Genomic DNA, 14,055 nt, shown 5'->3' with positions numbered 1-14,055 from the left:
GTGGGTGTGGAGGAGAGCATGAAAAGCGACCATTTACAGTGTTTACTGGTGGAAGACGATCTCGATTTGGCCACTGCGGTTATCGACTACCTCGCGCTAGAGGGCATTGAGTGTGACCACGCGGCGAATGGTGTGGCGGGGCTCAGCCTGATACAAAATCAGCGCTATGATGTGGTGATCCTCGATTTAAATTTGCCCAAAATGGATGGCCTAGAAGTGTGCGCGAAAATGCGCGCCAGTGGCCTTGATGTGCCGGTTCTCATGCTGACGGCACGCGATACCTTGGACGACAAACTGGGTGGCTTTTCCGCCGGGGCAGACGACTACCTCATTAAACCCTTTGCGATGGAAGAGTTGATCGTTCGCGCGCAAGTGCTTTCGCGTCGGCGCAGTGGGCAAGTGACGCTACTGAGTGCGGAAGGAGTCGAACTCGATCTCACCACACAAACCGCGACCTGCGATGGGCAGGAGATGAAACTGACACCGATAGGCTACAAACTGCTGGAAACGTTACTGCGCGCCAGTCCAAACAGTGTCTCGAGAGACAAACTGGTGCAGAGCGTTTGGGGGGATGAACAGCCCGACAGCAACAGCTTGAAAGTGCACATGTACCACCTTCGCAAGGCCGTGGATGGCCAAAGTGGAATCAAACGGATACAGACTCTTGTGGGGCGAGGCTTTGCGCTTAAACGTGAGGAGCGAGTATGCGATTAAGGCGCAGTCTACGGCTCTATTTTGTGTTGGCGATGGTGGCGATGGGCAGTAGCGCGATTGTCGGGATGTCAGGCGTTGCGGTGAGCTACTTTTTCTCAGGGATGGATGAGGCCATGCGCGGCTTTGTCCATTCTCAAGCGTTTCATCTCGACGTTGCGCCGGGTCAGGTCACACAGCAAGATGACCTCTTGGTTGCGAAGCGATGGCAAGACTTACCCACCCGTATCACGCAGCACTTTGATCAAGAGGATTCGGCCGATGGCCGTCTACTCAAACACATCGAAGGCATTCCCTTGCTCAGTCCACCGAAGAAAGGCTATTTTGTCATGCAGCTTGAGCAAGATGGTGAGCGCCGTTTTGCCGCTATAGAGATAGGCGAGCGTGATCACAGCACGCCGATGAGCCGTGATGAGCTGCCGCCATTTTTCTATATCGTTTTTACCGCGATCGGTGCGATAGCGCTTTTTTCCGTGGTGTTGCTGATGATTATTCGTAATGTGTCGGCACCTGTTGAACAGTTGGGCGCATGGGCGAAATCGTTGGATGAAGATAAGCTGGATGCGGCGATACCCAATTTTCACTACCGAGAGCTTAATACGCTCGCCGAGATGATTCAGTCGAGCTTGCGCTCGGTACAAGCCAGTGTCGAGCGTGAAAAGCGTTTTCTTGGCTATGCCAGCCATGAGCTACGCACGCCGATTGCGGTTACGCGAACCAATACCGAGCTGCTGGGCAAAATGATCGAGCGTCAGGTTGAGCCCGCCAAGCAGCGTGAAGTATTGGCGCGCATTGAGCGTGCTTCGCTGACCATGACCGATCTCACCGAAACCCTACTGTGGCTCAATCGTCGTGAGGAGAAAGCCTTGCCCAGCACCTCGTTCGCCATCGGCCAGTTAGTGATTCAGATCCGTCAGGAGCTCAACTATTTATTGCATGGCAAAGCGGTCACCGTTGTTGAGTCGACCGACGATACTCAGGTGACACTGCCCAGTGGCCTGACGCGTATCGTCATCACGAACTTAGTGCGTAATGCCTTCCAACACACGCAGAAAGGCCAAGTGGTCATCTCGCAAACGGGTGACACATTGGTGATTGAAAACCACAATGACACTGACCAGGAGAGAGACAGCGATCTAGGCTTTGGGCTAGGGCTGGAACTCACCGATAGGCTGGTTAAGCAGCAAGGTTGGTCTTATTGTAATACCGTCACCGCGAACGGGCGAGTGGTGACGGTACGATTTGGTGGCTAACGCATCGCATACATCTCTTCGTGATAGTGATGCGCGGTATCGAAACGATGGCGTTTAAGATCATTTTTAAGCTGAGCAGACATCGACTCTGGCCCGCAGAAATAGACATCGTAGTGGTCTAAATGCACAAAGCGCTGCGCCAATCCTTCGATGGTGAGGCGCGGTTGGTATCGCGTATCGACAATCTCCAACGTCACCCCACTGCGTGTCGCAAGTTGATGCAATTCTTGGAGAATGGCCGTATCCACTCCGCGACAACTGAAGAAAAAGAAGACCGGATAGCGTGGTGGCTGCTCGGCATAACCGTGTAAAGCCGCCACAAAGGGTGCCACGCCGACACCGCCTGCGATCCAAATTTGTGGGCTGGATTGATGGAGTGAAAAATGCCCATATGGCCCTTCGACGCGAACCGAATCTCCTAGGTTGACCCGCTTATTTAGCCCAGTAGTGAAATCGCCTAACTCTTTGATAAGAAATCGCACTTTATCCCCTTTGCAGCCAGACACTAGCGTAAACGGATGGGGATCTTCATGGCCAAATTGAAGATAAGCGTACTGTCCACAGCGATGGCCGGGCCAAGAGGTGGGCATATGCAGTTCAAGATCTAAAATGCGGCTCAGTGGGTGATATTGAACGCGGCTAATCCGCGCATCATATTGATGGTAACGGCCAATCAACCCCAGCAAACTGTATAACGCTGCCAAGACGCCAATCACGATGAATGCCATGGTGAGAAAGTAAATTGGCGTGCCCCAATAGCTGTGTTTGAGCAGCAGTGCAGAGTGTGCGGCGACCATCAAATAGGCCACAGCCATCAATTTATGTGAGACGCGAAACGGGCGATAGCGGAGGGCGGTCCAGAGCGAGAGCGCAATCAATGCAATCAACAGATAAAACCCCCACTCACCTAAAGCGAGACCGGTTGAACGAAGTTCAAGAATCCAGCTTGAGAGTAGGTCGTTACCAAGGTGCGCAGGCCCGCGGCCAGAAAAGCGTTGCGGCGCAGTGAGAATCCCTGCACTGACCAATTGAATAGGAAGGTGATAGAAGAGCCAATGGATGATAGCCAGTACGCCACCCGCGATCCCCGTCCACTTGTGAAGTCGGTAGGATTTGTCTAACCCTTGCGTGACCTGTTCAACCCAATCTAGGCGCAGTGCCAATACCATGGTAAGAGACATCAACATGATAGCCACAATGCCGGAGTACTGAATCAGTGCCGAGCGCCATTGAAATATAAGCGATGAACCCAATAGTGACGGCTCAGCGAATAGCCATAGCCCCGTCACGAGAGCAGTCATCATTGCGATGCCGACGAGAACCCGTTTCATGACACATCCTCCCTCTATTTGGCTAATTAAAGCGTAGCAAGCCGGGTGTCAAGTAAGGTCAAGCAGTGTAAATGTGGGTAAACCTAGCCATGACGTTGGATATGGTCATCTAAACGCGAGCGATACATTGAAAATAGTTCTTGATATCTCTGCTGAGTGCTGGTCTGTGGATGGCAAGTGCGCTGTTCATCCACATGTAATGAAGTGTCACATATATCGTTGAGTGACTCTCGGGGTTGCGTTGACCAATGGGCTTGGATAGCAGCGCCAACCGCGGCAGCTTCTTGATGTTCGAACATGGTTACTTTTAAACCACTGATATCAGCGATTAACTGCCGCCAAGTGTGGCTACGTGCACCGCCACCGAGCAAAGTCATTTCAGTAAACGAGCTTTTAGTTTCTTGCTGCAATCTTTCAATTGCGAGCGTTAAGTTGTAAGTGATACTTTCGACCGTTGAACGCAACAGGTTTTGCGGCATGAGATTCTCTGAGGACATGTTCAATATCGCCCCCGTTAGCGAAGGATAATTAGGAAGTCGAGAGCCATACAACATGGGAAGTGTCAGTAACCCATCGGCACCGATGTTCGCGTTCGATAATAGCGAGTCAAACTGATCAAATGTATGGCCGATGAGCGTCAACACTTGTTTGATAGCGAGCGTGACATTCATGGTACTCACTAGCGGCAAGTAACCATTGGTTGATGAACAAAAAGCGTTGATGTCGCTGTGGTGGCCAACTGCAAGTGGATGAGGCTGATAACTAAAGGCTGTACCAGAGGTGCCAAGGCTCACGGTAAGATTGTTTTTGGTGATATTTCCAGACCCAATGGCGGCCATCATATTGTCACCTCCACCACTGGAGACGAAAGTGTTGCTAGGCAGTCCCAATTGGCGCGCAACGTTGGGAAGTAATTGCCCAACGGTTTGGTGAGAGTCGAGTAAGGTTGGGTAGTGATAACCGTCGGGCAGGTCAATGAGGTTGAGTAACTCGTCGTTAAATTGCCGTGTTTGACCATTGAACCATCCTGTTCCAGAAGCATCTCCCGGTTCAGTGGTGTAGCGTCCCGTCAATCGATAGTTCAGAAAGTCGTGCGGCAACATGATTTTATGTATTTGACTAAATGAGCATGGATCGTAGCGCCGAATCCAAAGTAGTTTTGCAATGGAAAAAGCGACGGGGACATGCATTCCGAGGCTCTGATGCCAATTGATGCCATGAGTTTGTGTAAATTGCTCCAGCACGGCTTCAGGGCGAGTATCGCACCACAGCATCGCAGGACGAATAATGTGGTCTTTCTCATCGAGCAGCACTAGTCCGTGCTGTTGTGCACCAATTCCAATGCCTTGGACGCACCTTTTCAATGGTGGCCGTTGCGAAAACAGCGAGTCTATCGCCTCTTGCATTGCGTTGAACCAAATCTCTGGATCTTGCTCTCGCTGCCCGTTTGGACCTTGAATCATTGGGTAGGGGACTTGGCTTTGTGCGAGGACTTGTCCTTCGTGCCACAGTACGGCTTTGGTTGATTGTGTCCCGCTATCGATACCTATGAACATGTTGACCACTCAGTTGCGTTTGGCAGCGTATTACTAAAAGAGTCATAGAGGTTTGGCAAGAGAAAACAATAGAAGCTATACAAAAGTGTTACCTTCGTTATACTATCGAAATTGAAACCATACGAAAGTACATGACATCCATTTCAAGAGGCGCTTCGATGAATCAACTTGCTCGACGTGAATACATACTGCAAACGTTAGAGAGTCAAGGCCAAGTGTTGGTCAAAGACATGTCAAATGCCCTCGCAACGTCAGAAGTGACTTTGCGTGCTGATCTTAAAGCACTTGAGAAGGAAGGGAAGTTAAAGCGTTTTTTTGGCGGTGCTCAATCCATTCGGGGGTTATCGTTGCTTCAAGAAGATGATGAACTCCAAATAGAAAAACGTTATGAGATTAACTCTGAGTCCAAGCACCGTATTGCTATAGCGGCGGCAGGGATGATGAAAAACCCGAGTACTATTATTCTTGATAGTGGCAGTACGACACATTTAGTGGCAGAACGACTAGCAATGACGGGCGGCCACACCATCATTACAAACAACCTCGCTGCCTGCATTGCGTTAATGAATGCGGACGACACCACACTTGTTATTGTCGGTGGTACTTATCGAAACAAAACGAAATCCTTGCACGGTCATCGGGCAGAGCAATGTTTAGAAGGCATACAAGCTGATGTGTTGTTCGTCGGTGCGGACGGTCTAGACCCTATCAAAGGCATCACCACATTTAACGAGGGGTATGCCATCACTGACTTGATGGCAAAAAGTGCAAAGAAAGTGGTCGCAGTGGTAGATTCGACCAAGCTAGGGCGAGTGGGTTTTAATAAGGTGCTGGATATCTCTCGTATCGATACACTCATCATCGACAACGCCATTTCTCCACCGCAGAGAGAACAATTTGAGTCGCAAGGGATAGAGGTTATCGTTGTCTAGTCAATAGTGAGTGACCATCTTCCGAACGCTGAAGCCGTGATGCCCAACTGATGAAAGTTGTGTATTGAACCGACAACGGGTAAGGCTGAGCCGTGATTATGGCTCAATACACCTACTACTTGTGCTCCCGCCTCTTTTGCTGATGTCACCCCCGCGATAGCATCTTCGAATACGACGCAGTGTTCAATGCCCACCCCGATTCTAGCTGCGCCGAGCTGATAGGGCTCAGGAGCCGGTTTACCACGTAACACCTCTTCAATTGTGACCATCATAGCGGGCCTTGATAGACCAACTTCAGCCATCCTAGCAGACGCAACAGGTCGATTACATGAAGTCACAATTCCCCACGGAATACCTGTATCGTCAAGTTGACGAAGGAAGTGGCGTGCACCTTCGACAGCGATGATCCCTTGTGTGTCTGTGGCCTCTAGCTGTTTTAACCATTCAATTTGTTCGTCTTGATAAGCCTTGGGAAAGTGTGCGAGGAACTGGCGAACGCATTCGTTCGCTGGTCGGCCGTGGATTTGGCTTAAAACGAGGTCAACAGGCAACTGATGTCGCTGGGCTAGGGTTGTCCAAGCACGATTGACGGCTGCGATAGAGTTGATGAGCGTGCCATCGAGGTCAAACAGGCAAGCTTGGAATTCTATGTGCATAATGGGTGTCCTTTTGCGTCAGCGAGTGTGACGTCAATGCCGAGTTCTTGAAAACGTAGGACATCACTATTTGACATCCCCTTGTCCGTAATTAGGCAGTCGATATCCGTTGGAAGTAGCACTTGATTAAAGCCTGAACGGGTTAATTTTGATGAATCCGCGAGTATGACGACTTTTTTGGCACTCTTAGCCATGACTTGACTGACGTGGTAGCCCTCATTAAAGGTAGTGATCCCTTTTTCGGGGTCGAGTCCATCTGCACCAATAAAGGCAATATCTGCACAAACGCCATTGAAAAAGGCTTCTGCCTTTTGACCATGAATAGATTGTGAAACTGGCCTGTACAACCCCCCGCATATTGCGAGAGTGACCGAATTGACATTGGCCAAAGTGGACGCAGCAGCTAGGTTGTTGGTAATCACCGTTAACTGTTTTTTAGACACCAGAGCTTTCGCGAGCAAATGGGTGCTGCTACCGCTGTCGATAATAATGGTCGAGTGATCTTCGACAAGTCGAGCAGCGGCCAAAGCGATAGAAGATTTCGCTGCATCATTGAGGTGATAACGCTTGTTGACGGCCAGTTCTTCATTGGGTTGGCGTCGGATACTTTCTGATTCAGTTAACATAGCGCCACCGAAAAAACGCTCGACTTTGCCTTCTTTCTCTAACCTCTTGAGGTCACTTCGAATCGTCACTGGGGAAATCTCAAACTGCTCCGCTAATGTATTGACATGAACGTTCCCAGAGCGAAGTAACTCTTTGAGTATTTGTTGTCTTCTTAGTGATGCTCTCATTCTCATTCCTTGCGGTCAGAAAGACGAAGCACACTGGCTTCGCCTTTTTCTCATTATTGGCAGGCTGAGGAGTACTGAGCGACGACTTCCTGAATTTTGTCGATGATCAGTGATTCTGGATCGGAACTCAGTGATCCGTTACTGACTTTTAGGTACTGGTTAGGTAAATACTGGCTGAGCATGGTCAGAGGGATCGGTGCTTGGTTTAAATTCGCAAGTAACTTGTCGAAGGCGTTTTGAATGCGCTCGTCTGTCCAGTAGTAGCGAATTCGGTCAGAGAAACTGAAATGCAAATTGTTGACAATGTCAGAATGCTTATCACCATAATACGATTTCCAGTATTTCGGTGTATCGAGCAATACGTTATCCACCACGGTTTTGAAGTGGCTACTTGATTCAGGCTTGACCAATTGACCTTCGATCTCTGCGAGAGCGAACAGTGCTTCACGAAGAGCAAAAGTCAGCGCAGGGCCTACTTTTAAAATCGAGAAGTGTGTTTCAACCAAGGCTTTAAGATGCGCTGCAGTTTGATAATCGGTTGAGTGCGCTTCATAAACCCATGGAGTGTCTTCGATATAGCGTGAGATTTCCGCCGCATCGCTTGGGTTGTAACGAATGACATTACTATGATCGAATTCGACCCCAGGCTGAACAACCACCCCGACCACGCGATCCAGTGCTTCACCGACACCTAACGCTTCAAACGCGGTGACGTGAGTGTCGATGGTATTACGTACATCAGAAAGTTTGGTGACATGTACCGTCTCAATTTCTGATGCCTCGCCGCCCGGAACGGGGACTTCTGTTCCGATGATGTAGGTGAGCTTTTGGCGTTGTTCTGGGGTCGCTGTCTGTTCTGCGACCTGACAAAGAATGGCAGCGCGCTTAGCGACGACACAAGGATCAAGCGGTATTTCATCGTCTGAACATGACATAGATGCATCGAGGTGGATTTTAGTGAAGCCCGCTTGGACGTATTGCTGGATCAACGTTTTTGACTTCTCCATGGCGCTATCGGCAGGTTCATTTTGCCAGCAGTTTGGACCCAAGTGATCGCCACCAAGAACGATTCGCTCGACTGGGAACCCCACTTTTGCTGCTATCTCGTAAACGTAACTTACGAAATCTTTCGGTTTCATTCCTGTATAACCGCCAAACTGATTGACTTGATTAGAGGTGGCCTCGATCACCACGAGCTGTTCAGTCTCAAGTTCGTATTTAAGAGTCGCTTCAATAACAAGGGGATGCGCAGAGCACACAGAATATAAGCCTTTATTATGGTCTCTTTTGTGTTGTTGGATAAAGTTCTTCATGTGTTTCCTCATGACATAAAGTGAGTATCAATACTTACGACTTCGAAAGTCCATGAAGAAAAACTATCAATTTTTAAGAGTCTTGTCTTCGATTAATTTTGTTTATTTTCGTTTGTTTTGTTTTTGTGCGGTAGATCTCTTTTGTTTTTTATTCTTTCATTTATGATTTCTTTCGAAATTGATTGATAGGTGAAACAAATGATCGAAACTCAACTTCTAATTGATATGGACTTAGCGTTCAGTGATTCAAAACAAACGCTGGATCATATCAGCGGCGTGTTGACGGCGGGTGGATACGTAAAAGAAAGCTACCACCAAGCGATTCATGCACGTGAAGCAGAATTTCCAACGGGTATTGACCTAGGCTTTTCAGCGGTTGCGATCCCCCATTGCGACGCCACACATGCAAACAAACCTTGCGTTTACCTCATTAAACCTTCTTCGCCAGTGACATTTGAAAGAGCGGATGGAGAAGGGAATAGCGATGTTGCACTCATCATTGCATTGGTCGTCACCGATCCTGCTGAACAGATGCAATTGCTAAGAGCTTTATTCAGCGCTTTGCAAGATGAAGGCTTTTTTAACGCTTTGAGAAACGCGGAAACAACAAACCAATTGAGAGACGTTTTTAGCTCAAGAATTTTAAGTACATCTGAGGAAGCAGCATGAAAAAAGTAATCGTAGCTTGTGGTGGTGCCGTTGCCACTTCAACCATGGCAGCAGAAGAAATCAAAGAACTGTGTGAGGAAAACAACATTGAGATTGAGATTGTTCAATGCCGAGTGAACGAGATAGATACCTATCTGTCTGATGACATCTCATTTGTATGTACCACAGCGAAAGTGGACCGTGAATTCGGCGACATTCCGCTGTTTCACGGTATGCCATTTATCTCGGGAGTAGGCGCAGACGAACTAAAAGAAAAAATGCTTGCAGTCATGGCGTAATTCGAGGAAATCGCCACGTTCTTCCTGAGCGTGGCATGACGAAACAAGGAATACCCTACTATGTTGAATGAAATAATTAGATATGTCCTAGATCTAGGACCCACCGTTATGCTCCCCATTGTCATTATGCTGTTCTCTATGGCATTTGGAATGAAACTAGGCGATGCATTCAAAGCTGGTCTACACATTGGTATTGGCTTTGTTGGCATTGGTTTAGTGATCGGATTGATGCTGGATTCGATTGGTCCTGCCGCGCAAGAAATGACGGCCAACTTTGGCATTGAGTTGGGCGTAGTGGACTTAGGTTGGCCGGGAACGGCACCCATTACCTGGGCCAGTGAAATGGCACTTATTGCCATCCCTATCGCAATTGCTGTCAATATTCTTATGCTAGTAGCGAAGATGACGCGTGTGGTGAATGTGGATATATGGAATATTTGGCATATGACGTTTACTGGTGCCATGGTTCATATGGCGACAGACAGTTATATGTTAGGTATTGTTGGCGTTATCGTGCATGCTGCCTTTGCCTACAAACTGGGTGACTGGTTTGCGAAAGATACCAAACAATACTTTGGCTTAGATGGTATTGCAGTTCCACACGGTACCTCTGCCTACTGTGGTCCCATTGCTGTTTTGGTCGATGCTGTCATTGATAAAATCCCGGGTCTACGCAACATTCATTTTTCGACAGACGGTATTCAGAAGAAGTTTGGCGCTTTTGGTGAGCCGGTTGTGGTTGGCTTTCTAATGGGTATCGGTATTGGTCTACTGGCTGGATATGAACTCAAAGATGTGCTCCAGTTAGCGGTAAAAACCGCAGCGGTTATGCTGTTGATGCCTCGTGTCATCAAACCTATCATGGACGGATTGAATCCAATTGCAAAACACGCCAGAAAACGTCTACAAAGTAAGTTTGGCGGTGAAGATTATCTCATTGGCCTTGATCCCGCACTGCTTCTTGGTCAAACAAATGTTGTCTCAGCAAGCCTGTTGTTCATCCCTCTTACCATTTTTATCGCTGTGCTCTTACCAGGAAATGCAATCCTACCATTTGGGGATCTCGCGACAATCGGCTTCTTCGTTGCGATGGGCGTGGCGGTCCACGGAGGCAACTTATTTAGAACCATCATTTCAGGTTCAATCGTCATGGCAGGCACCCTTTGGATTGCAACACAAACGATCCCATTCTTGACCAAGCTTGGTCAAATGACGGGACACGTTACTGGCAGCAACCTGATCGGTTCAATGGACCAAGGCGGTGCTCCTATCACTTATATTCTGATTGAGTTGTTCAGTATGGAAAACCTAGGCGGACTGTTAGTGATTGGTGGCGTGTATTCGGTCGCTGTTTACATGACATGGGCTCGAGCGAGACGTTACGAAAAGAGCGTAGCAGAAGAGAAAACGCTAGCAGAAGCGTAAAACGGATGGCAGCGTAGGCTGCCATTTCTATCCCATTGCCTGTTATTTTTTATTGTTACACATCGTTATGTGGGTGTCGTGGTGAGTGAAATTATGATTGTTAATAATCACATTGAAGTAGTCAGTAATAATAAGTTGCAACTGACGTCTTATGAAAATATTGAAATAAAAGAAAATGAAGTTCTGGTAGAGGTGTATTACTCAGGACTCTGTGGTTCAGATATTCCGCGTGTTTTTGATAATGGTGCACATTTTTATCCGGTGACTCTTGGTCATGAATTTTCAGGAAAAGTAGTATCAGTCGGAAAAAATACTGACCGCTTTTCAGCCGGAGATCGTGTTTGCTGCGCACCCTTGGTACCGTGTCAAGAATGTGAAGTCTGCGAAAAAGGCCTCTATTCACTGTGCAAGAATTACTCCTTCGTTGGTTCTCGACGCCAAGGTGGAAATGCTCAGTATGTTGCTGTACCTGAAGTCTCCTGCTTCAAACTCCCTGAGACGGTCTCCTTGGTTGAAGGGGCATTCTTCGAACCTGTGACCGTTGGTCTACACCCGATTGTGATGAATGGTGGGTGTCAAGACAAGCACGTTACGATCATTGGTGCTGGTACAATTGGTCTTCTCACTCTGCAAGTGGCCAAAGCGTTGGGTGCGGCATCGGTTTCAGTCATCGATATCAGTGATGAAAAACTGATATTGGCAGAATCACTTGGGGCGGATCGCACGATCAACTCACTGGACAAAGAGCAAGTCGACGCGTTTAAACAATTGTCTGAAACGATGTTAAATCAAGTCATCATTGAAATTGCCGGTGTGCCTGAAACGTTTAAGCTGAGCCTAGATATAGCTGGCCCACGAAGCGCCATCTATTTAGTGGGCACTATTCATAAGAATTTTTCTCTTGAGTACAAAGAATACGAAAAAATACTAAGAAAAGAACTATCAGTGGTTGGTAGTTGGATGAATTATTCCTATCCCTACCCAGGTGAGGAATGGGATATTGCGTGCCGACTATTTTCCGAAAATAAAATTAACACCCAAGCATTATTAGATGGTGTTTACCCACCCGAACAGTATATCGAACGAGTGTTGGACTTACCGAATAAACCTATGTCTGGAAAAGTGCTTTTAACTTGGGGGCAAGACAATGAATAATATTATTAACAGCAATTATTGGCTAAAGTCCGCACGCCTTGGCGGTTATGCCATCCCTGCATTCAATTTCCATAATCTAGAAACCGTTCAAGTGATTCTGGATACAGCAAAAGAACTCCAGTCCCCCGTCATTCTAGCTGGCACTCCGGGGACATATGGATACGGCGGTTCACGAGAATTACTTCATATGGTCAATGCAGCGGCGAAAGAACGTAACATGCAGGTTGTCGTGCATCTTGATCATCACCATGACCTTAATGATATTCGTCAAAAGGTGCAGCTAGGTATTCGTTCAGCAATGATTGATGGTAGTGCGTTACCTCTTGAAGAGAACATTGCCCTTACACGAGAGGCTGTACAAATTTGTCATGCTTATGGTTGTTCAGTAGAGGCTGAAATCGGTCAACTTGTTGGTCAAGAAGACGACCTCATTGTGGAGTCAGTCAATGACCCTTACACCCATCCCGAAGAAGCGAGGCGGTTGGTTGAGTCTACCAATGTAGACTCATTGGCGATCGCCATTGGTACGGCTCATGGTATGTATAAAGAAGAGCCTAAGCTAGACTTTGAGCGATTGGAAAAGATCGCTGATATCGTCGACGTGCCTTTGGTTTTACACGGCGCTTCAGGTGTTCCCACTCAAGATGTGCAGCGTTGTATCGATTTAGGCATTACCAAAGTCAATGTGGCCACAGAGCTCAAGATTGCGTATTCAGATGCCCTGAAAGAAGCCTTTGCACAGCAACCCAATGCGAATGATCCCAGAGTGTATAACCAAGCACCGAAAGAGGCGATGGCTAATGTCGTTAAAGAAAAGATTCTAATGTGCCGAAGTGAAGGCCGAATTTAGTTAAACCGTCCCCCGCGGTTGACTCCTGAAGCATGAGGCTACGTGGTAGCCTCATTTTTTTATTGTGCGAGGTATGATATGCCCTTTAGACTCAGACTGTCGTCCCCCTCTTGTTTGCTTGAGGACAGCTATGCATTGCTGCATGAATTGATGTACCGACCCGCAGGCACTATGCATATCCGAGAGGTAAGAAAAGCATTGTGTTTAGATATATCCAACGATATACGTAAGTTGATGATGTATTGCAGCCAGAATGATTATATTCAATGGGTTGGAGAGTACATCTCTCTCACTGATTCTGGCTTGCAGTATTACCTTAAGTACGGGGCAATTGAAGGTTAAATGTCTCTCTTATCACCTTAAACACCCCTGCCTCTTTATTGCTCGGCGCAAGAAAACGGGCGACCTCTTTCACTTTAGGATGCGCGTTATCCATCGCGTAGGAGTGGTAGCTCACTTTGAGCATTTCTAGGTCATTGAGGTAGTCGCCAAAGCTCATCGTCTGTTCGAAAGAGAAACCCAGTGTGGATTGTAGATGCTCGATCGCCGCGCCTTTGGAGGCGTGTTTGTTCATAATGTCGAGCCAGATTTTTGCGCTCACCACCACTTGGTGAGAATCGCCAAACTGCGAGGACACACTTGGGTAAACCAGCGCTTCGCTGCCACCGAAATGCAAAATGGCGACTTTGATAAAGTCATCGTCGACGTCGAGAAGATCCTCGACATACTGACAGCGATGATAATACTTTTTGAACTCGTTGAGCGCTTCTTCTGCTTGGGTTTCGATGTATGCCGATTGAGTACCACACAGAACGATGTAGGCGCCGTCTATGCGTCTCGCCTCTCGAATAATATCGGCAATATCTTGCTTGTCGATTTCACAGCGGTAGAGCTCTTGACCTTGATGCATCACCAGCGTGCCGTTTTCGGCAATGAACATCATACGATCTTTTATTGGGGAGAAGGTATCCATCAGGCTGTAGTACTGTCTGCCTGAGGCCGCCGCGAAAATGATCTCTTTCGCTTCGAGTTGTGGATAGAGTTCGAAAAATTCCGGATTCAGCTGGCTGTTTTCATCGAGCAGCGTACCGTCCATGTCGGCAGCAATGAATTTGATCGGGTGTTGAGGCAT

General features: G+C 47.8%; 14 protein-coding genes. 8 read left to right on the top strand and 6 right to left on the bottom strand.

What is annotated here, in order from left to right:
- Positions 1–18 precede the first annotated feature (18 nt).
- Together AC6R10_RS13870 and AC6R10_RS13865 are read left to right on the top strand one after the other, a co-directional pair.
- Complete coding sequence (locus tag AC6R10_RS13870; protein WP_500672591.1) at positions 19–714, top strand: response regulator transcription factor; 696 nt, start codon at positions 19–21, stop codon at positions 712–714.
- On the top strand, positions 705–1,964 hold the full coding sequence (locus tag AC6R10_RS13865; RefSeq protein ID WP_500672590.1) for a sensor histidine kinase: 1,260 nt from the start codon (positions 705–707) through the stop codon (positions 1,962–1,964). Before AC6R10_RS13870 ends, AC6R10_RS13865 begins: the two co-directional genes overlap by 10 nt.
- Here AC6R10_RS13865 and AC6R10_RS13860 read toward each other — a convergent pair.
- Together AC6R10_RS13860 and xylB are read right to left on the bottom strand one after the other, a co-directional pair.
- Positions 1,961–3,295 carry a ferredoxin reductase family protein gene (locus AC6R10_RS13860; RefSeq protein WP_500672589.1) on the bottom strand — a complete coding sequence of 445 codons (1,335 nt, stop codon included), beginning with the start codon at positions 3,293–3,295 and terminating at the stop codon, positions 1,961–1,963. The two genes, AC6R10_RS13865 and AC6R10_RS13860, sit on opposite strands and share 4 nt — an antisense overlap.
- 83 nt (positions 3,296–3,378) lie before the next feature.
- Positions 3,379–4,851, bottom strand: a complete 1,473-nt coding sequence (gene xylB / locus AC6R10_RS13855; RefSeq protein ID WP_500672588.1) for a xylulokinase — start codon at positions 4,849–4,851, stop codon at positions 3,379–3,381.
- 158 nt (positions 4,852–5,009) lie between these two features.
- Between xylB and AC6R10_RS13850 the strand changes: the two genes are divergently transcribed.
- On the top strand, positions 5,010–5,783 hold the full coding sequence (locus AC6R10_RS13850; RefSeq protein WP_500672587.1) for a DeoR/GlpR family DNA-binding transcription regulator: 774 nt from the start codon (positions 5,010–5,012) through the stop codon (positions 5,781–5,783).
- On the opposite strand, the gene AC6R10_RS13845 is transcribed toward AC6R10_RS13850, so the two are convergent.
- From AC6R10_RS13845 to gatZ, 3 genes are read right to left on the bottom strand one after another with little or no spacing between them, the layout of a single operon-like run.
- The gene (locus AC6R10_RS13845) at positions 5,780–6,439 is read right to left on the bottom strand and encodes an HAD-IA family hydrolase (RefSeq protein WP_500672586.1); all 660 of its coding nucleotides are present in this window, start codon (positions 6,437–6,439) and stop codon (positions 5,780–5,782) included. The two genes, AC6R10_RS13850 and AC6R10_RS13845, sit on opposite strands and share 4 nt — an antisense overlap.
- Entirely contained in the window at positions 6,430–7,233 is an 804-nt protein-coding gene (locus AC6R10_RS13840) for a DeoR/GlpR family DNA-binding transcription regulator (protein ID WP_500672585.1), read from the bottom strand. Before AC6R10_RS13840 ends, AC6R10_RS13845 begins: the two co-directional genes overlap by 10 nt.
- Positions 7,234–7,286: 53 nt before the next feature.
- Entirely contained in the window at positions 7,287–8,546 is a 1,260-nt protein-coding gene (gene gatZ / locus AC6R10_RS13835) for a tagatose-bisphosphate aldolase subunit GatZ (protein WP_500672584.1), read from the bottom strand.
- A 198-nt stretch (positions 8,547–8,744) separates the two neighbouring features.
- On the opposite strand from gatZ, the gene gatA reads away from it, so the two are divergent.
- The 5 genes from gatA (at position 8,745) to gatY (ending at position 12,923) form a co-directional block, all read left to right on the top strand.
- The gene (gatA, locus tag AC6R10_RS13830) at positions 8,745–9,215 is read left to right on the top strand and encodes a PTS galactitol transporter subunit IIA (RefSeq protein ID WP_500672583.1); all 471 of its coding nucleotides are present in this window, start codon (positions 8,745–8,747) and stop codon (positions 9,213–9,215) included.
- Positions 9,212–9,493, top strand: coding sequence for a PTS galactitol transporter subunit IIB (gatB, locus tag AC6R10_RS13825; protein WP_500672582.1), 282 nt, complete (start codon positions 9,212–9,214; stop codon positions 9,491–9,493). Before gatA ends, gatB begins: the two co-directional genes overlap by 4 nt.
- A 60-nt stretch (positions 9,494–9,553) precedes the next feature.
- Entirely contained in the window at positions 9,554–10,918 is a 1,365-nt protein-coding gene (locus AC6R10_RS13820; RefSeq protein WP_500672581.1) for a PTS galactitol transporter subunit IIC, read from the top strand.
- An 81-nt stretch (positions 10,919–10,999) separates the two neighbouring features.
- Positions 11,000–12,073 (top strand): alcohol dehydrogenase catalytic domain-containing protein, encoded by a 1,074-nt coding sequence (locus tag AC6R10_RS13815; RefSeq protein ID WP_500672580.1) that lies wholly within the window; start codon positions 11,000–11,002, stop codon positions 12,071–12,073.
- Entirely contained in the window at positions 12,066–12,923 is an 858-nt protein-coding gene (gatY, locus tag AC6R10_RS13810) for a tagatose-bisphosphate aldolase subunit GatY (protein WP_500672579.1), read from the top strand. Before AC6R10_RS13815 ends, gatY begins: the two co-directional genes overlap by 8 nt.
- 316 nt (positions 12,924–13,239) lie before the next feature.
- On the opposite strand, the gene AC6R10_RS13805 is transcribed toward gatY, so the two are convergent.
- Positions 13,240–14,055: a Cof-type HAD-IIB family hydrolase gene (locus tag AC6R10_RS13805; protein WP_500672578.1), complete on the bottom strand. Its 816-nt coding sequence runs from the start codon at positions 14,053–14,055 to the stop codon at positions 13,240–13,242.

The organism is Vibrio sp. R12-SG2-ISO1, assembly GCF_059834045.1.
This window is presented reverse-complemented; position numbering and strand designations above follow the sequence as displayed.